This is a genomic window from Corynebacterium sp. Marseille-Q4381, from assembly GCF_036881695.1.
Taxonomy (GTDB): Bacteria; Actinomycetota; Actinomycetes; order Mycobacteriales; family Mycobacteriaceae; genus Corynebacterium.
The window spans coordinates 31,707-49,564 of sequence record NZ_JBAJNR010000008.1; the positions used below are offsets into that span (position 1 = coordinate 31,707).

Annotated in this window: 15 protein-coding genes; 2 read left to right on the plus strand and 13 right to left on the minus strand. The window is 66.9% G+C overall.

What is annotated here, in order from left to right; all coding sequences use genetic code 11:
- Positions 1-13: 13 nt before the first annotated feature.
- Positions 14-919: an asparaginase gene (locus V6D40_RS07990; RefSeq protein ID WP_334289831.1), complete on the plus strand. Its 906-nt coding sequence runs from the start codon at positions 14-16 to the stop codon at positions 917-919.
- Between the two features lie 27 nt (positions 920-946).
- Here the strand turns inward: V6D40_RS07990 and V6D40_RS07995 are convergent, their stop codons facing one another.
- Together V6D40_RS07995 and V6D40_RS08000 are read right to left on the minus strand one after the other, a co-directional pair.
- Entirely contained in the window at positions 947-2,437 is a 1,491-nt protein-coding gene (locus V6D40_RS07995; protein ID WP_334289832.1) for an HNH endonuclease signature motif containing protein, read from the minus strand.
- A 180-nt stretch (positions 2,438-2,617) separates the two neighbouring features.
- Entirely contained in the window at positions 2,618-3,997 is a 1,380-nt protein-coding gene (locus tag V6D40_RS08000; protein ID WP_334289833.1) for a DNA polymerase IV, read from the minus strand.
- Positions 3,998-4,021: 24 nt separating this feature from the next.
- Between V6D40_RS08000 and V6D40_RS08005 the strand changes: the two genes are divergently transcribed.
- A complete protein-coding gene (locus tag V6D40_RS08005) occupies positions 4,022-4,675 on the plus strand; it encodes a metallophosphoesterase family protein (protein ID WP_334289834.1) in 654 nt (217 codons plus the stop codon).
- 21 nt (positions 4,676-4,696) lie between these two features.
- Here the strand turns inward: V6D40_RS08005 and ileS are convergent, their stop codons facing one another.
- The 11 genes from ileS to V6D40_RS08060 all read right to left on the minus strand — a co-directional run bounded on the left by ileS (position 4,697) and on the right by V6D40_RS08060 (position 17,818).
- Entirely contained in the window at positions 4,697-7,891 is a 3,195-nt protein-coding gene (gene ileS / locus V6D40_RS08010) for an isoleucine--tRNA ligase (protein WP_334289835.1), read from the minus strand.
- A 285-nt stretch (positions 7,892-8,176) separates the two neighbouring features.
- Positions 8,177-9,154, minus strand: a complete 978-nt coding sequence (locus V6D40_RS08015; RefSeq protein ID WP_334289836.1) for a DivIVA domain-containing protein — start codon at positions 9,152-9,154, stop codon at positions 8,177-8,179.
- A 97-nt stretch (positions 9,155-9,251) separates the two neighbouring features.
- Positions 9,252-9,563: a YggT family protein gene (locus tag V6D40_RS08020; RefSeq protein WP_334289837.1), complete on the minus strand. Its 312-nt coding sequence runs from the start codon at positions 9,561-9,563 to the stop codon at positions 9,252-9,254.
- 60 nt (positions 9,564-9,623) lie between these two features.
- A complete protein-coding gene (locus V6D40_RS08025) occupies positions 9,624-10,091 on the minus strand; it encodes a cell division protein SepF (RefSeq protein ID WP_334289838.1) in 468 nt (155 codons plus the stop codon).
- A 35-nt stretch (positions 10,092-10,126) separates the two neighbouring features.
- Positions 10,127-10,819: a YggS family pyridoxal phosphate-dependent enzyme gene (locus tag V6D40_RS08030; protein WP_334289839.1), complete on the minus strand. Its 693-nt coding sequence runs from the start codon at positions 10,817-10,819 to the stop codon at positions 10,127-10,129.
- On the minus strand, positions 10,820-11,548 hold the full coding sequence (gene pgeF / locus V6D40_RS08035; RefSeq protein WP_334289840.1) for a peptidoglycan editing factor PgeF: 729 nt from the start codon (positions 11,546-11,548) through the stop codon (positions 10,820-10,822).
- A gap of 9 nt (positions 11,549-11,557) precedes the next feature.
- Positions 11,558-12,847, minus strand: a complete 1,290-nt coding sequence (ftsZ, locus tag V6D40_RS08040) for a cell division protein FtsZ (RefSeq protein WP_334289841.1) — start codon at positions 12,845-12,847, stop codon at positions 11,558-11,560.
- Between the two features lie 152 nt (positions 12,848-12,999).
- Positions 13,000-13,698, minus strand: coding sequence for a cell division protein FtsQ/DivIB (locus tag V6D40_RS08045; protein ID WP_334289842.1), 699 nt, complete (start codon positions 13,696-13,698; stop codon positions 13,000-13,002).
- A gap of 10 nt (positions 13,699-13,708) precedes the next feature.
- Positions 13,709-15,184 carry a UDP-N-acetylmuramate--L-alanine ligase gene (gene murC, locus V6D40_RS08050; RefSeq protein WP_334289843.1) on the minus strand — a complete coding sequence of 492 codons (1,476 nt, stop codon included), beginning with the start codon at positions 15,182-15,184 and terminating at the stop codon, positions 13,709-13,711.
- Between the two features lie 24 nt (positions 15,185-15,208).
- Positions 15,209-16,285 (minus strand): UDP-N-acetylglucosamine--N-acetylmuramyl-(pentapeptide) pyrophosphoryl-undecaprenol N-acetylglucosamine transferase, encoded by a 1,077-nt coding sequence (locus V6D40_RS08055; protein WP_334289844.1) that lies wholly within the window; start codon positions 16,283-16,285, stop codon positions 15,209-15,211.
- Between the two features lie 9 nt (positions 16,286-16,294).
- Positions 16,295-17,818 carry an FtsW/RodA/SpoVE family cell cycle protein gene (locus tag V6D40_RS08060; protein WP_442891904.1) on the minus strand — a complete coding sequence of 508 codons (1,524 nt, stop codon included), beginning with the start codon at positions 17,816-17,818 and terminating at the stop codon, positions 16,295-16,297.
- Between the last annotated feature and the right edge of the window lie 40 nt (positions 17,819-17,858).

Consider the following 17,858-nt stretch of genomic DNA (forward strand, 5'->3'; position numbering starts at 1 on the left):
GCACTCTAATCACATGCGCAACGAAGTCATCGTCGTAGGCACCGGCGGCACGATCGCCTCAACCACGAATTCCCAGGGCGCGCGGGTGCCAACACTCACCACCGCCGAGCTTGTCGCCCGCTGCGGCACCGGCGTCGGCGTGCGAGCGGTGGACGCGGCCAGCCTCGACTCCTCCTCGATGACGCTCGCCGACATCGACGCACTCGCTTCGCTCGTGGAGCAGCTGCTTGATTGCGCCCCCGCCATCACCATCACCCACGGCACCGACTCCCTGGCCGAAACCGCCCTCGCCCTCGACCTTATGCACGCGTCAGCGAAACCCGTCGTGCTGACCGGAGCCCAGCTGCCTGCCGACCACGACCGCGCCGACGGCCCCGGCAACCTCCGCGGTGCAATCGAGGCAGCTGCCGACCCAGCCAACTCCTCCCAGGGAGTCTTAGTCCACTTCGGCGGGAAAACATTGCCCGCCCGCGGGTTGTACAAGTCTTCCACAACCTCCTTGACTCCCTTCGGCCTCACCACCGGTGAGCCCTCGCCGCGCCCCGCGCCCGTGCCCCGCGCGCCCCTGGCCGGTGTCAACGTCCCCATCCTCCGCGCGTGGCCCGGCGCGGACGGCGCTTTGGTGGATTACGTGGCGTCAACGGGGCCCGACGGCATTGTGGTGGAGGCGCTCGGCTCGGGCAACGTCTCGGATCGGATGGGTGGGGCTTTGCGGCGCGCGGTCGACGCTGGGATCCCGGTCGTGGTAGCCACTTCTGTCCCGGACGGAGGCGTCGAGTTCGCGTACGGCGGCGCGGGCGGCGGTGCCACCCTCGGTGCCGCTGGCGCTATCGCGTCAGGGGCACTGTCTCCGGGGCAGGCGCGCATCGCGCTCGCCACCGCCATCGCGACGGGAACGGACCCGTCCCACTTCTTTTAAGCGCGCCCCTACAGCCGCCTCGCCCTATCAGAAGGGTGGGCATGGATCTTGTCCTGGTGGTGGGTCGGTGTTGGTCGCGCGCCGTTGCTTGAGCCGGTTGGCAGCAGATTCCGTGGCACCGGTGGAGGTATTGAACTCTAGCGCGGCGCCGGGGCTTCGTCTTAAACCCATCCGCCCGGTTTCGGGGTCGGGTTCTATGTGTGATGTGTTGTGTTTGTGGTCCCAGAAGTCGTTGTTGTGCCGGTGGTGGTGCCTGCACAACCCGGCCAGGTTGCCGATGTCGGTGTTGCCGCCGCGGAGCCAGCTCACCACGTGGTGGGCCTCGCACTCGGTCAGCGGCGCGTTGCAGCCGGCCCACGCGCACACCCCCTGCAGCGCGAGCAGGGTGATGCGCTGGTCAATCGACGCGATACGTGCCCCGCGACCCAAGTGCAGCGGGCGGGTACACATCTCATCGACGGTGAGGATGTAGTCCGGCGTGCCGCCAAGACCCAGGCGCACCAAGTCGATCGGGCCGAGCTCGACCCCGGTGTTGGTCTGGAAGAGGCTGTCGGCGTCCGCGTCGGCTAGGTCGTCCACGGTAACGGTCACGACCACGGATGCGCAGCCGTCGTCGCTCGGGTGCTTCTCGCAGTGCTCGACGTGCTTCAGAAGGCGCATCAGCTGGTCGTACCGGCGCTGGGCAGGGGTGCGGTATTCCTCCACGCCTTCCGGCAGGTTCATGTTCGGCGCCATGCCCTTATCCAAAAGCGCCTTTACAAGCGCCATCCCGTCGGGCGTGAGCACTGCATGGAAGTCGTAGTTACCGTCAGAGCGGCGCTTGCCTTCGTGCACGGCGCGGTGCTCCATGCCCGCATTGGGGTTCTTACGGCGCACCTTCCTGTTTTCGATGTCGACCCATTTGCGCACGAGGCGTCGCAAATCCTTGACGTCGCGGTCCGGTGCTTCCTTCATGGCTGCTGCGAGGAGGCGGGGGCGCTGGGAAGCGGCGGCGTCGACAAGCCTGTCCAGCTCCTGTCGGATGGCTTCCTGCTTTGCAGTATTGACGGCGGCGGCATGTTTGCGGGCGGCTTCCTGATCCCTACGTGCCTGCTCCCGCGCGGCAGCAGCATCGGCAGCAGCGGCAGCATCAGCGCCAGTATCAAACAGTCCCTCCTCACCACCGGCGCCGTCAGAACCGGAATCCGGGCCCGGAGCGGGGTTATCCACGGGCGGCTCGCCGAACAGGTCGCGTCCGCGCGCGAGGCGGTCGAAAGCCTCGCGCGGGGTGCAGCCCAGGTGCTGCTTCAAGTAGGTGCTGGCGTGCGGGGAGCCGGCGAGGCGGCCGGCGTCGTCGCGGTCGCAGATGTGGGCGAACGAGGCGTCGATCAGCGCTTTGGCTTCGATGAAACCTTCGAGCTTTTCCATCGACTCGTGCACGTCCATAAACGCCACGTTCTCAGGGGTGGTGAACATGTCGCGGATTTGCAGCATGGCGTGGCCGATCGTGTCGACAAGCTTGGCCAGTTCCGCGGTCATGATCCCTCCTTTTCGATCCCCATCGAACGTTTGAGCCAAACTATAGAAACCGCACCCAACACGCCCGGACCAAAACAAGGCCAAAACCAGACCGGCCAGGCCCGAAAGCACCCCACTAAGAACAAAACCCCAGGTCAACGCCTCACAAAAAGTGGCGCAAATCACACTTAAGGTACGATCTTAACACCCTAACCAGTCGTCCCACGCGAGGGAATCCAGGGGGTCGGCGGGGGTGAGCAACGGGTCGTCGCTACGCAAGCTCTTGATGCGCCCCGGCCCTGTCGCGCGCGTCTCAAAACGCACGGTGACCCAGCCCTTGCCCGCGCCCTGCACCCAGCCGTGGCCATAGTCGGGGTGAAACACGTCCTGGGTCGCCTGCCACTGCCCCGCCTGCGGGGCGGCCTCCGCCACCACCTCGACCGGCGGGCCACCCGCGTGGTCGCTCACCCCCGATTCGTACTCGGAACTGATCCGCGGCGGCTTTACAATCGCCTGGTCCAGCTCCGGAAACAGCACGTCCTGCAGCGACTCCTCCAAACCGGAATAACTCACACCCACCAGCCGGATCGGGCCCACCTCCTCCGGGTAGCGAACCAGCTTGAAGGCGGTGGCCACCAGCGTGTCCAGGTCGTCGGTGGCGTAGGGCAGCGTTGCTGAGCGCGACTCGATGTGGAAGTCGGCCATCTTTAACTTGACGGTTACGGTGCGGGCGCCGCGGCCGTCGGCAAGCAGCCTGCGATGCGAATCCCCTGCCGCCCGGCGCAGCGCCGCGTCGACCTCCTCGGGCGTGATCAGGTCCGTCGGGTAGGTGTGCTCGGAGGAGACCTGTTTCGACTCGGCGCGCGGCGCCACCGGCCGGTCGTCGATGCCGCGGGCGAGCTGCCACAACTGCTTGCCCACCACCCCGCCGAGGGCGATCTCGACCTCCTTCTCGCTCAGCGCCGCGAGATCGCCAATGGTCGCAATTCCCGCCGCCGACAACTTTGCGCCGGTCACGGGGCCAACACCCCAGAGCTCGCTGACCGGCAGCGGGTGCAAGATCTCCAGCTGCTCGTCGTGCGGGATGACGAACACGCCGTCCGGTTTCGCGAGGCCGGAGCCGATCTTGGCGTACTGCTTGCCGCTGCCTGCCCCGATCGAGCTCGGCAGCCCAGTCTCCTTTTTGATCTCGGCGCGCAGTTCGTTGGCGAAGGCGGTGATGGTGTTTACGGTGGCGTCGGCAAGCGAAGCATGCTCCAAAAACGCCTCGTCGATCGACAGCTGCTCCACCACGTCGGCGTGGCGGGCGATGATCTCGAACACCCGGCGCGACGCCGCCGAATACACCGGGCGCCTTGGAGCGACCAGCACCGCCTGCGGGCCAACCAAGCGCGCCGCCCTGTGCGTCGGCATTGCGGAACGCGCGCCGTACTTCCGCGCCTCGTAGCTCGCGCCGGCCACCACCCCGCGGCCGGATACCCCCGCCACCAGGACCGGGCGGCCCTTCAGCGTGGGCCGGGTGAGCTGCTCACAGGAGGCGTAGAACGCATCCATGTCAATGTGCAGCACCCAGCGAGGCATGCCCCATACGCTACCTTGGGCCCCATGGATCCCATTCTCGCGCTGGCAGACATTCACCTTGGACGCAAACAGCACGGCGACAAGAAAGTCGGGCCCGGCATCGACTGGGCCCTCGCAGCGCTCGAGCGCGGCGCGGACGCCGGCGCGGGGCACATGATCATGCTCGGCGACATCATCGACCGCAAACGCTTCACCGACGCCACCTACGACGAGGTGGACCGCTTCTTCACCCGCGGGCTCGAGCTGTTCGACACGGTCCTGTTCACCGCCGGCAACCACGACACCCACCACACGCTGGATCTACCGGCGGGTGTCACTCACGCGAGCACCACCCCGGCCACCTACAACCTCGGCCACTGGGCGGTGCACACCGCGGCCGTCGAGGTGGACAAGGACCCCCGGAAGCTCGTGCCTGCGTTCCCCGCCGCGGTGGACAGCCGCCCCAACCTGGGCGTGCTCCACACCTCCGTCACCGGCGAGTGGTCCAACAACCCCTGCCTGCCGTGCACCGTGAACGAGCTGGATGCCCGAGGCTACGGCGCGTGGCTGCTCGGCCACGTCCACCAGCCGGTCACGCTGCGCCACTCGCCCCACATCGGCTGGGTAGGCATGGGCCGGGCGCTCATCGCCACCAGCACCGGTGCGTCGGTGCAGGTGGCAGAGCTGGAGCTGGCTTGACGACGCCCCCCTAAACCCCGCTTACGCGTTCTTCGCCACCGTGGCGCGCACGCCCTCCACCACGTCGACAGCGCCGTCTACAGCACCCGCCTCACCTGCGGGCACCACGGCGAAGTCGGTCGCCAGCACCTCGCCGGCGATGTGACCGGCGTGGCGCTCGGCCCACTCAACTCGCTCCGCCGGCACCACGAGGCGCACCGCGATGCGGTCGGAGACCTCGAAGCCCGCCTGCTTGCGGGCGTCCTGCAGGCCGCGGATGACGTCCGCGGCCCAGCCCTCGGCCTCCAGCTCCTCGGTGACGTTGGTGTCCAGCACCACGAGACCGACCACGCCGTCTGCCTCTACGCGGGCGGTGGAATCCGGGTTCTCGGCCACCAGGCGCTCGGTGTAGAGATCCGGCGTGAGCACGATGTCGCCGTCGACGACCACGTTGTCACCGTCGTGGACGTAGTTGCCGGCCTTAACGTTCTTGATCGCGCGCTGCACGTCCTTGCCCAGTGTCGGGCCCGCAACCTTCGCGTTCACCACGACCTCGAAGCTGCCCGCGGAGTCCACGTCGCTGGTCAGCACGAGGTCCTTGACGTTGACCTCATCGCGGATGACCGGAGCGAACTCCTCGAGCGCCTCAGCGTTCGGCATCGCAACGGTCAAAGACGGCAGCGGCAGGCGGTTGCGCAGCTTGCGCGCCTTGCGGATTGACGACGCCGCGGAGCACACCCCGCGGGTAGCGTCCATCGTCGCCACCAGCGAATCATCCGACGGCAGTTCGTCCGCGCGCGGGAAGTCCGTCAGGTGCACGGAGCGCTCACCGGTGAGCCCTCGCCAGATCACCTCGGTGATGTACGGCAGAAGCGGCGCCGCCGCGCGGCAGGTGATCTCCAGAACCGTGTACAGGGTGTTGAACGCCTCCGGGTGCGCCTCCTGGCCCTCCCAGAAACGGTCGCGGGAGCGGCGCACGTACCAGTTCGTCAACGTGTCGGCGAAGCGGCGCAGCTCATCGCAGGCGTCAGCGATGCGGGTGTCGTCAAGCGCGGCACCGACCTCGGCGACCATGTCGTGCGTCTTGGCCAGGATGTAGCGGTCGAGCACGTCGGTGGAATCCACCGACCACACCGCATCTTCAGACGAGTAGAGCTGCAGGAACGTGTACGCGTTCCAGATCGGCAGGATCGCCTGGCGCACGCCCTCTCGGATGCCCTGCTCGGTCACGATCAGGTTGCCGCCGCGCAGGATCGGCGAGGACATCAGGAACCAGCGCATCGCGTCGGAGCCGTCGCGGTCGAAGACCTCGTTCACGTTCGGGTAGTTACCCTTCGACTTCGACATCTTCAGCCCGTCGCTGCCGAGGACAATGCCGTGCGCGACGACCTTCTTGAAGGCGACGCGGTCGAACAACGCGGTGGAGAGCACGTGCTGCACGTAGAACCAGCCGCGCGACTGGCCCGAGTACTCCACGATGAAGTCCGCCGGCTGGCGGGCGTCGTGTTCCTCAACGTTTTCAAACGGGTAGTGGTACTGCGCGAACGGCATTGAGCCGGACTCGAACCAGCAGTCCAGCACGTCCGGCACGCGTCGCATGGTCGACTTGCCCGTCGGGTCGTCCGGGTTGGGGCGCGTCAGTTCGTCGATGTGCGGGCGGTGTAGCGACACCGGGCGCACGCCGAAGTCGCGCTCCAGCTCGTCGAGGGAGCCGTAGACGTCCACGCGCGGGTACTCCGGGTTGTCGGAGACCCACGCCGGCACCGGCGAACCCCAGTAGCGGGTGCGCGAGATGTTCCAGTCGCGCGCACCCTCGAGCCACTTGCCAAACTGGCCGTCGCGCATGTGGGACGGGATCCAGTCGATCTCCTGGTTCAGCTCGACCATGCGGTCGCGGATGTCGGTGACCTTCACAAACCACGCCGGCAGCGCCATGTAGATCAGCGGCTCGCCGGAGCGCCACGAGTGCGGGTAGGAGTGGACGATGACCTTGTCCTGCACCACGCGCCCGCGCGCCTTCAGGTCGCGGATGATGTCGCGGTTGGCGTCGAAGACCAGCTTGCCCTGGTAGTCCGGCACTTGCGCGGTGAACTTGCCGTCCGCGTCGACCGGGATGACCAGGCCGATACCGTACTTCTCGCAGGTGAACATATCGTCCTCACCGAAGGCAGGGGCCTGGTGCACCACGCCGGTACCGTCTTCGGCGGTGACATAGTCCGCGTTCAGGATCATGAACGCGTTCTCGGTGTCGCGGAAATAGTCGAAGACCGGCTCGTACTCCAAGCCTTCCAGCTGCGCGCCGGTAAACGTCGCCACAACCTCCGGCGATTCGCCCAGCTCCTTCGCGTACGCGCCGATCAGCTGCGATGCAAGGAGCAGTTGCTTGCCGACGAGGCCCTCAACCCCATCCTCGCCCACCTTCACCAGCGCGTACTCCATCTCTGGGTGAACGGCCAGCGCCAAGTTCGACGGCAGGGTCCACGGTGTGGTGGTCCAGGCGATAGCGGCAGCGTCGTGCAGCTCCGGGTGCTCGGCCCACGCTGCTTCCGCGGCGAAGCCGGCGCGCGCACCGGTCAACGGCATTGTCACCGTCACCGTCGGGTCTTGGCGCTCGCGGTAGGAATCGTCCAGGCGGGTCTCCTGGTTCGACAGCGGGGTGTGCTCCGCCCACGAGTACGGCAAAACGCGGAAGCCCTGGTAGATCAGGCCCTTGTCGTAGAGGGTCTTGAACGCCCACATAACGGACTCCATGTACTCCGGGTCCATCGTCTTGTAGCCGTTTTCAAAATCCACCCAGCGGGCCTGGCGGGTGACGTAGTCCTCCCACTCGTCCGCGTAGTGCATGACCGAGCTTGCGCAGTACTCGTTGAACTTCTCCAGGCCCATGTCCTCGATCTGGGCCTTGTCGGTGATGCCGAGCTGCTTCTCCGCCTCCAGCTCTGCCGGCAAGCCGTGGCAGTCCCAGCCGAACACACGCGGCACGTGGTAGCCGGCCTGTGTGCGGTAGCGCGGGACGATATCCTTGACGTAGCCGGTGAGAAGGTGACCGTAGTGTGGCAAGCCGTTGGCGAACGGCGGGCCGTCGTTGAACACGTACTCTTGGGCACCCTGCCGGTTCTGAAGCGATGCCTTGAACGTTTCGTCTTCGTTCCAATACGCCAGCACGTGTTGTTCCATATCCGGGAACTTGCTGCTGCCGCCGGTCATGTCGACCTTGGGGTACACGCCGCCTACCATGAAATCTCCTCCACATATCCAGTGCAGGGACGCGGCTTTCAGCCCCGCGGTACCACCCTGCTTGAGCCCCGTAGAGGAACCCCGCTTCATTGTGGAGGAAGTGACGTCTTCCATGAACGTCCGGTTCTAATGAGCCCGCGTGCGCGGAACCGTTCTTCCGGAACACTCCCCGGTGATGGCCGGATCAACGCGTGTAAGCGCTAACTATAGCGCATTGAACACGCGAAAACTCCACCGGCCAGATTTCATCCGGCAGGTGGAGTTCGCAGTAGGACCTTCGAAAGCCTACTTCTCAGCGTTCGGCGCGAAGGAGTCGCGGGACTCCAACTCCTCCAGCTGGGAGGTCAGCATCGTCTTCAGGCGGGTGCGGTACTCGCGCTCGAAGGTGCGCAGCTCGGCGATGCGGGATTCGAGAGCGGTCTGCTGCTGCTTCACCGTGTTCATGATCTCGGTGTGCTTGCGCTCAGCTTCCGCCTGCAGCTGCTTGGCCTGCTCCTCAGCCTTGCGCACCTGCTCAGTGGCGCGGGTGTTGGCCTCGTTGGTGGTCTGCTCGGCGTTCTTCTCAGCTTCGGAGACCAAGCGGGTCGCGCGCTGCTGCGCGTCCTCGAGCTGCTTCTTGGACTTGGTGTCCGCCTCGGTGAGCTGGCGCTCTGCAGCGGCCTTGGCCTCCTGCAGCATGGTCTGCGCCTCGTTCTGCGCGTCGGAGGTGAGGCGCTCTGCCATCTCCTGAGCCAAGCCGAGGACCTTGGCTGCCTGCACGTGGGTGTCCGGGGTGGCGACACCGGCGGGGGCTGCGGCCGGCTTCTGCTCCACCAGGCGAGACTGGTTCGCGTCCGCCTTCGGCGCGTTCTGCGAAGCCTTGGCGGCCTTCTCCGCGTTTGCGGCTTGCTCCTTAGCGCGCTTGGCGTCCTCGCGAGCGGCGGCAGCTTCAGCCTGCGCCTGCTCCTGAGCCTGCTTCGCGTTGCGGAGGCGCTCCTCGTACTCGCGGCGCAGCTCCTCCTCGACGCGGCGGCGCACCGCTGCCTCATCGACATTGTTGTTGGCGGCCGCAGCCGGCGCAGCGGCAGCCGGGGCAGACTGGCCCTTGCCCTCGCCAAGCTCCTCTACGCGGGCGCGCAGCTCGTCGTTCTCGTCCTGCAGCTGGGCGAGGGTATCCTCGACGAGATCCAGGAACTGATCAACCTCGTCCTCGTTGTAACCACGCTTTCCAATCGGCGGCTTGCTAAAAGCCACATTGTGCACGTCTGCTGGAGTCAGCGGCATGAACGTTCCCTTCGATGTCGAATAAGGTCAGGAATAGAAGATACTGTAATCGTTATACCCTCAGTTTGCACTACAGGTTGACCTTTTAGGCCAAACGCTATCCGCGCAAACCCGGGGCGATCAGCAACACTTGAATGAGGCTCTGGACGATCACAAGCGCGATGAACAGCACAATAACGCTCATGTCGAGGCCCACTCCCCCGCCCAGGCGTAGCGGCGGAATCATCCGGCGCAGCGCTTTGACCGGCGGGTCCGTCACCACGAACAGCGGCTCAGCCACCACCGAGAACCACGACGGCGGGTCGAACCGCTTGGAAAAAGACTGCACCATTTCGATGATGATGCGGATGATCACCACGAGCATGTACAGCCCGACAAGGGCGTAAAGAATCGCTCCGAAATAAGCCACGGGTCACACCCTACCCATCTCGCCGCAGCACACCGGCGACCAGGCAGCTGCCGAAAGCACTTAGATGCGAGCGGCGCGCTTGAGCTCGTCGGTGGTGATGCGCGCGTTCTCTGGCACGATGGCGAAGACGCGGCGGCGGCTGCCGGTGCCGCGGGTCAGGTTCAGCATGCTGCCCCGCAGCGCGAAGCACAGCCCGGCAGCGAAGTCGACGACGCGCTTCGCGTCGGCGGCCTCGAGGTCGCTTAAGTCCATCACGACCGCGTCGCCGTCGCGGAACGGCTCGCCAATCTCCTTCGCGTCGTTGTAGGAGCGCGGCGCTGTGGTCACGATCTCCGGGGTGAACGCCCGCGAGATCGGCTCGCGGCGCTCAACGCGTTCCGGACGCTCAAGGCGCTCGGCTCGCTGCGGAGCGGCAACCTCGCGGGTCTCGCGCGGCTCGCGGTACTGGGGATCGTCGTAGTAGGCGTCTTCAGCATCGTCGAACGGGCCGAATCCGAAGAACTCTTTGGCGGTGCCGATAAAAGACATATGTGCTGCTCCTAGGGTGTAAACGAGGTGTGAGATCAGCCTACGGGCCGGGGTCCGAAGACAGCGGTTCCGACACGCACGATATCGGAGCCGCACGCAATTGCTGCTTCGAAATCGCCGCTCATGCCCGCGGAAAGTTGCAAGGGGCGGCCGAGGGATACGGCGTGGGCGTCGGTAAGCAGCCGAAGCTCTGTGAACACCTCGCGCGGGTCGGTGTGAAGCGGGGGCACCACCATGAATCCTTTGAGGTGGAGGTGCTCGGCCTCCTCCACAGCGGCGACGAGTACGTCGACCCCCTCGCGCGCCACCCCGCCGCGGGAGGTGTCGCCATCGTAGGACACCTGCAGCATGCACGGCAGCACGCTCGACGTGCGGTCGTCGCGCTCGAGCGCCAGCGCCATGCCCCGGTCAAGCCCCGCCGCGAGTTTGACCGAGTCGAGCGAGTGCACCTCGCGAGCCCAGCGCGCAACGGCGTTGGCCTTTTTCGATTGGATTTGGCCGATCATGGCGATCCCGCAGGTCCCGCCCAGCTCGGCCGCCTTGTCGCGCGCCTCCTGCTCGCGGTTCTCGCCCACCAGCGTGATGCCGCAGGCCGCAACCTCGCGGATCGCTTCGGCTGGGTGGAATTTGCTCACCGGCAACAGCGCCACGCTGCCTTCCGGCCGCCCGGCGCGCGCCTCAGCCTCGCGGATCTGCGCCCGCACCTGCTCAAGGTTTTCCGAAATCATCTACTTCGCCCCCGTCAACCAGATCACGCCGGCCTGGCGGCCCGTGGTTCCTTCGCGGCGGTAGGAGAAGAAGTCGGTGTCGGTGACGGTGTCGCGCGGGTCTGCGTCGATTGCGGTCACACCCAACGACATCAGCTGCCGCACGAGACCCGCGCGCAGGTCCAGCCCGCTTGTGCCCTTCGCAGTGGTGGTGCGCGAGCCGGGCAGGTGCTTTTCGACGTCCGCGGCCATCTCCGCCGGCACCTCGTACGACGCTCCAGCCGCAGCCGGGCCCAGAAGCGCCTGGATGTTTGCCGGGGTGGCACCCAGCGACACCATCGTCTCCACCGTCTTCTTCACGATCCCGTTGCGCGCGCCCAGGCGCCCGGCGTGGGCGGCTGCTATTACGCCAGCCGCGTGATCAGCCAAAAGGACTGGCACGCAGTCGGCCACCAGCACGGTAAGCGCAAGGCCCACCTCGCGGGTCACCACGGCGTCGGTTGCCTCGACCGGTTCCGCCTGCGGACCGTCGACGACGGTGACGGTGTTGGTGTGCAGCTGCTCCATCCACACAAACTGCTCCGGCGCAATGCCCAACACCCGGGCAAGGCGCTCGCGGTTGGCTGCCACACTCGCGGCATCGTCGCCGACGTGGGCACCGAGGTTGAACGAGTCGTACGGGGACGACGACGCCCCGCCTGCTCTGGTGGTGAACACCATGCGGACGGGGCGTGAAGAAAGATCTGCCATGCGGCCAAACTAGCGCATGAAGTCCGGCACGTCGACGTCGAAGTCGTCGTCGAAACCGCCGCGGCGGGTCTCGGTGCGGTACTCCTCGCGCGGCACCTCGCGGCGCTCGGTCTCGGGGTTGGTAAACAGGCCCGGACGGTCCGCCTCGTAGCGGTGGCGAGCCTGGTACTCGTCGCCGGAGGAGCGGTCGTCGAACAGCGAGCCGCGCGCCGGCGCCGGGGTCGCGGGCTCGGCGGGCTTGGCGGACTGCTCGACGTTGACCGCGGTGGAGCCGCCGGCGTTGTCCGCGCCCGGGGCCTGCGCCGCCTGCTGGCCGTGATGTGCCGGCTCGTTCGGCTGCGGCAGCTTGTTGGCGACCTCGTCGAAGCCGGTGGCAATGATGGTCACCCGGACCTCGTCGCCCAAGTTGTCGTCAATGATGGTGCCGAAGATGATGTTGGCGTCGTCGTCGGCCTTCTCCTCGACGATGGAGGCGGCGGTGTGAACTTCCTGCAATCCCAAGTCGGAACCGCCGGCGATGGAGATCAGCACGCCCTTCGCGCCCTCCATCGTGGTCTCCAGCAGCGGGGAGTTAATCGCCTGCTCGGTCGCGGTCATCACGCGGTTGTCGCCGCGCGCGGAGCCGACGCCCATGAGCGCGGAGCCTGCGTCGGCCATCACGGAGCGCACGTCGGCGAAGTCCACGTTGATCATGCCCGGGATGGTGATCAGGTTGGTGATGCCCTGAACACCGTTGTAGAGCACCTCGTCAGCTGCGCGGAACGCGTCCATCATGGACAGCTCAGCGTCGCCGAGCTGGAGCAAGCGGTCGTTCGGGATGACGATGACGGTGTCGCAGACCTCTTTCAGGTTCTCAATGCCCTCGAGCGCCTGGCGGGTGCGGCGCTTGCCTTCGAACGAGAACGGGCGGGTGACAACACCGATGGTCAGCGCGCCCATCTTCTTGGCAATGCCGGCAACAACCGGCGCCGCACCGGTGCCGGTGCCGCCGCCCTCGCCGGCGGTGACGAAGACCATGTCGGAGCCCTTGAGCGACTCCTCGATCTCCTGCTTGTGGTCCTCCGCGGAGGTGCGGCCCACCTCCGGGTTAGCGCCGGCGCCCAAGCCCCGGGTGGCCTCGCGGCCAATGTCGAGCTTGGTGTCCGCATCGGTGAACAGCAGCGCCTGAGAGTCGGTGTTGATGGCGACGAATTCGACGCCCTTCAAACCCTCCTCAATCATGCGGTTGACAGCGTTGACGCCGCCGCCACCGACACCGACAACGCGGATCATGGCGAGGTAGTTCGCGGGAGAGGTCATGAGAGGATTCTCGCCTTTCAACGTAGTGAGGGGAAGCAAGTAGTTAACGTGGTTCCCATCATTAAGGAAAAGGCGCGGATTTTCGTGTTCCCAGTCGGCGTGTCTCGACCCTCAACCTCTACTTTAGGGTTGTGACCTGGGGTTTTGCGGAACTATTTCACGCCGACGAGCTGAGGGTTCACGATGTTGAACTCGGTGCCCTCCATCTGCAGCACGGCCTCGAGGGCGTACGACTTGTTCTCGTTGTCCTCGGACGCGCCCCACGTGATCCGTTTGCCGTCCACCGTGCGCAGCACGTAGTTGTTCGGTTGCACTTCGATTGCGGCTACCGCAGCTCGAGCACGGTTGCTTATCGACGCGGCGATAGCCACCACATCCGCCATCGCTTCCGGATCCTGCACAGGTGCGTTGACCAGCTCGATGGCCTCCGGCGGCGGGTCGGCGATGAGGAAGTCTGCCCCCTCCTCGTCGATCAGGTGCGTGCCGTCGGATTCCGCCACGAACGCCACCGCAGCGCGCTCTGAGAGGGCAACGTCAATGGTTGACGGCCAGTTGCGCGACACCGTCACCGTCTTCACCCAGGGGTCGGAGGCGACGCCGTTCGCCGCGTCCTTTAGGTTGACCTTGCCCATGGGGGTCTCCGGCGGGATAGCGGCGAGCTCTTCCACGCGCTCGCTGCTCAAGATGTGGTTTCCGTCCACTGCCACTGTGCGCACCGGCATCACCGGGGTGAACGGCGCCACCGCCGCGAGGCCGCCGAGCACCGCCGCGGAAGCGGCGAGCGAGATCAGCGCGCGCCGCTTGCCGCGCTTCGGGGCTTCCTGCGGCGCTTCGATCACCTTTGTCGACATCGGCGCGCCCTTATCCCTGCGCGAGTTCGGCGAGGATCTCGTCGCCGAGCAGGGTCACGCTGCCCGCGCCCATGGTGAACACCATGTCGCCCGGGCGGGTCAACGATCGAACGGTTGCCGGCGCCGCAGAGAAGTCCGGCTCGAGGCGGACCTCGGTCGCGGCGTCCATCCGCTCCGCAATAATGCGGGAGCTGACGCCCTCGACAGGGGTTTCGCGGGCGCCGTAGATGTCGAGGAGCACGCAGGCGTCGGCGAGCGAGAGCGCCTCGGCGAACTCGACGGCGAATTCCTGAGTGCGGGAGTACAGATGGGGCTGGAAGCAAACGACGACGCGCGCGCCCTCGTCCTCGGCCTCAACCTGAGCGCGGGCAGCGTTGAGCACGGCCGCGACTTCCGTCGGGTGGTGCGCGTAGTCGTCGTATACGCGGGTGCCGGCGAACGCGCCCCCGGTGACCTCGCCCTTGAGCTCGAAGCGGCGGCGCACGCCGGTGAACTCGCTCAAGCCCGCGGCGAGGCGCTCCGAGTCCGCGCCAGTCAGGGCGCCGGCGAGCAGGGCGGCGAGCGAGTTGAGCACCATGTGGCGGCCCGGGATAGCGAGCGTGTAGCGCAGCTGGCGCGGCGTCTCGCTCTCCCCCGCGCGCAGCTGCACCGTGACGGCGACGGCGGCGGTGTCCAAGGCTTCGTCGACAAGCACTGCCCCCGGGGCAATCTCCGGGTGGCGCGCCGCGGCCTCCGAGGTGCCGTAACCGACAACCTGCACCCCGCGCTCCGCGGCGAGCTTGCCGCATGCGGCCGCGTTGTCGTCGTCGAGGCACACCACGAGATGGCCGCCGGGTGCCACGCGGTCCGCGAAATCGTTGAAAACTTCGAAGTACGCCTCGCGGGAGCCGAAGTAGTCGAGGTGGTCGGGCTCGATGTTGGTGATCACGGCGACATCGGGCTTGTAGCGCAACAGCGACGCGTCCGACTCGTCGGCCTCGGCGACGAAGACATCGCCCTGGCCGTGGTGCGCGTTCGTGCCTGCCCGGTTGAGCTGACCGCCGATGGCGAACGACGGGTCAGCGCCCGCGGCCTGCAGGGCGACCACCGTCATCGACGTCGTCGACGTCTTGCCGTGGGTACCCGCGAGCAGCACCTGGGTGCGGCCTTCCATCAGCTCGCCCAAAAGGTCGGAGCGGCGGATGACAGGGATGCCCTCCTCCGCGGCGCGCAGCAGCTCGGGGTTGTCCTTCGGAATTGCCGCAAAGCTGGTCACAACCACGGTGGGCAGCTCGCCGGCCAGCTCAAGGTTTTCGCGAGCGTGCCCCACCGCGACGTGCGCCCCTTGGCTGCGCAACGTGCGCACTGGGCGGGAGTCCTTCACGTCGGACCCGGTCACCACCGCGCCGCGGTCTAGAAGAATGTGCGCGACGCCGGACATGCCGGAGCCGCCGATGCCGATGAGGTGGACGCGGGAGAGATCAACAGGGGTGTCGTTCGTGCTCATAAGGTTTCGGTCTCCTTCTTCCGCTTACTTCGCCGCCGCTTCGGCGATGCGGCGGGCGATTTCTTCTGCCACGTTGCCGGCGCCGGTTTCTTTCAGCGCGGCGCGCATCCGGGCAAGCTCCGCATCGTCCCCAAGCGTGCGCGACACCGCCTGGTACAGCGTGTCGGGGTTAAGGTCGGCGTCGTCGATGCGCAGCGCGGCGCCGGTGGCGACGAGGTGCGCAGAATTCAGCCCCTGCTCGCCGTTGCCGTGCGGCAGCGGCACATAGATCGCGGGCAGCGAGGCCGCGGAGTTTTCCGCCACCGTCATCGCGCCCGAGCGGCACAAAACAACATCTGCCACGGCGTACGCCGCCTCCATATCGTCGATGTAGGGCACGGCGGTGTAGCCGTCTACCGCTGCCGGCGCATCGTTCTTGCGGCCGTAGGCGTGCAGGACTTGGTACCCGTCGGCGGTGAGGCGTTCAATCGCACCAGCAAGCGCGTCGTTGATGCGTACCGCGCCCTGGGAACCGCCGGTGACCAGCAGGGTCTTCTTGCCCTCCTCGAGGTGCCACATCTTACGGCCGCGCTCGGCCTTCACACCGTCGGGGTCAACACCTACACCCGGTCGCACCGGGATGCCCACCACGTCGCCCGGCATGCCTGAGTTCGGCACGGCGTTCAGGCCCACGCCGCCGAGTTTGACGCCAAGCTTGTTGGCCATTCCCGCCAGCGCGTTTGTCTCCAGCACGTAAAACGGCAGACCCAGGCTGCGCGCCGCGAGGTACGCCGAGGCCGCAACGTAGCCGCCGGTGCCGAACACAGCCTGCGCGCCGGCGTTCTTCAGCACCCGGCGCGTCTGGTTGACCGACTTGGCCAGCTTCACCGGCACGCCGGGCAAGAGCCACGGCTTGCGGCGCGGGATCGGTACCGGGTCAATCAGCTGCAACTCGAACCCGCGGGCCGGCACGATGCTGGTTTCCAGGCCGCGCTCAGTGCCGAGCGCCACCACGTTAGCTTGGTACATATCGCGCAACACTTCGCCGACGGCAAGCGCAGGCTCGATGTGGCCCGCGGTGCCGCCGCCGGCGACGACAACGCTTAGGTGCTTCTCGCTCATACTTCTTTTCTAGCCCCTCTCGCGGCTCGCCCGGGCGCCGCGGGCGCCGCTAGCCCCGTGGGCACCGTAGGCGGTGGTGCGGCGGCGCTGGTTCGGGCGCGCGGTTGCCTGCCGGGCCGGCTGCGGCGGCCGCGGCGGGCGGGCGCCTGTTACCGGGGTACCGTAGCGGGCTTGGCGCTGCTGCGCCTGCGGCGCACGCGCCGGGCGCGACGCCCGCGGGGTGGCCGAGGTTCGCTTGGGGCGAGCACCGCGCAGCTGGTCCAAGGTCATCGGTTCGCGGATGCCAAGCATGCGGTCGAAGGCGGGGCGGCCGTGGTTCTGCATAGAGGAGATAGCGTCGGGCTCGTGGCGCGCGATCGAGGCGAGCACGCCCATGGCGGCGAGGGTGATAATGGCGGAGGTGCCGCCGGCGGACAGCATCGGCAGCTGGATGCCGGTGACCGGCAGCAGGCCGACCACGTAGCCGATGTTGATGAACGCCTGCGAGACCACGCCAGCGGTCAACGCCGCCGCCATCAGCGATTGGAACTGGCTCTGCGCGCGGCGCGCCGCGCGCAGACCGAAGTAGCCGAGAAGAGCGAACAGGGAGATCACCAGTGCGCCGCCCCACAGGCCAAGTTCCTCGCCGATGACCGCGAAAATGAAATCGTTGCGGGCTTCCGGCAGGTAGAACCATTTCGCCCGGGACTGGCCGAGGCCGACGCCGAACAGGGAGCCGTCGGCAAGCGACAAAAAGCCCTGGTGCGACTGGAATGCCACGCCCCGGGTGTCCTCGAAGTGGCCGAACAGCGCGTCGAAGTAAACGTGGAAGCGGTGCGAGCGGAAGCCCCCGGAGAGGAACGCGATGGTCAACGCGACAAGCCCGGCGGCCGCGATCATGCCGATCGCCTTCCAGGACACTCCAGCGAAAAGGAGGATGAAGCCGACGACGATGGCAAAAGACATCGCCATGCCCAGGTCGCCCTGCATGGCGATCAGGAACACGCAGATCAGCGAGACGACGATGAACTGCGGGAAGCCGTTGTTGGCCTTGAACAGCCAACGCGGGTCGCGCCCGGCGAGCACCTGCGCGCCCCAGATCGCGATGGCGACGCGGGCAACCTCCGACGGCTGGAGGCGCAGCGGGCCGACGACGATCCACGACTGGGAGCCCACCTCTTCCCTGCCCGTGCCGATGCCGGGGATGAGCACGGCGATCAAAAGCGCCACCGCGGCGAGCATGATCCACGACGACCACTTGTACAGCCGTTCCGGGTGCGTCTTCAACGCCACCCAGAACGCGAACAGGCCGGCGCAGACCATCATGGTCTGGCGCGCGGCGAGCGCCCACGGCGACTCCGACAGCGCGAACGAGGTGGCCATGGAGGAGCTCATCACCATCACCACGCCAAGGCCCGCGAGCACGAGCACAATAGTGCGGATCATGGTGTAGTCCAGCTGCGGGTAGGACTCCATGACCTGGTGCAGCTTGCGGTTTCGGCGGGCCACGCCGGACTGCGGGGCCGGTGTGCTGGCGGGGTTGCGGACCGTCACGGGTGCATCTGGCCTTTCGCTCGAGATCGCTACGTTAGGG